This window comes from Martinezella lusitana (assembly GCF_010668395.1).
In the GTDB taxonomy this organism is placed as follows: domain Bacteria; phylum Pseudomonadota; class Alphaproteobacteria; order Rhizobiales; family Rhizobiaceae; genus Rhizobium; species Rhizobium lusitanum_A.
The window spans coordinates 1-1,020 of the sequence record NZ_WUEY01000069.1; the positions used below are offsets into that span (position 1 = coordinate 1).

Below are 1,020 nucleotides of genomic sequence, written 5' to 3' on the forward strand. Positions count from 1 at the left end.
CACCACGCTTCTGATGCTTTCGCCTGAGTGCATGAGCTCGAAGCCCTTGTTGATGTCCTCGAGCGGCATGGTGTGGGTGATCATCGGATCGATGATGATCTTGCCCTCCATGTACCAGTCGACGATCTTCGGAACGTCGGTGCGGCCACGCGCGCCGCCGAAGGCGGTCCCCATCCAGCTGCGGCCCGTCACCAGCTGGAACGGACGCGTCGAGATCTCCTGGCCGGCGCCGGCAACGCCGATGACCACCGATTTGCCCCAGCCGCGATGGCTCGCCTCCAGCGCCTGGCGCATCACCCGGGTGTTGCCGGTGCAGTCGAAGGTGTAGTCCGCTCCGCCGATCTGGTCGGCGCCGCGCTTCGTCAGGTTGACGAGATAGGGCACGATGTCGTCGCCCACTTCCTTCGGATTGACGAAATGCGTCATGCCGAAGCGCTCGCCCCAGGCCTTCTTGTCATTGTTGAGATCGACGCCGATGATCATGTCGGCGCCGGCAAGCTTCAGGCCCTGGATGACGTTGAGGCCGATGCCGCCGAGACCGAAGACGATCGCCGTCGCCCCCATCTCCACCTTGGCGGTGTTGATGACCGCGCCGATGCCGGTCGTCACGCCGCAGCCGATATAGCAGATCTTGTCGAAGGGCGCGTCGGGATTGACCTTGGCGACGGCAATCTCCGGCAGCACCGTGAAGTTGGCGAAGGTCGAGCAGCCCATATAGTGATGGATCTTGTCCTTGCCGATGGAGAAGCGCGAGGTGCCGTCCGGCATCAGGCCCTGGCCCTGGGTCGAGCGGATCGCCGTGCACAGGTTGGTCTTGCGCGACAGGCACGACGGGCACTCGCGGCATTCGGGCGTATAGAGCGGAATGACGTGATCGCCCTTCTTGACCGAGGTGACGCCCGGTCCGACATCGACGACGATGCCGGCGCCCTCATGGCCGAGGATGGCGGGGAAGAGACCTTCCGGATCGGCGCCCGACAGCGTGAAATCGTCGGTGTGGCAGATGCCCGTCGCCTTCAC

At 64.4% G+C, this 1,020-nt stretch carries 1 protein-coding gene; it reads right to left on the bottom strand.

The features are described 5' to 3' along the window. The coding region (locus GR212_RS36545) for an S-(hydroxymethyl)glutathione dehydrogenase/class III alcohol dehydrogenase (protein ID WP_163995013.1) at positions 1 to 1,020 on the bottom strand (1,020 nt) is incomplete at both ends.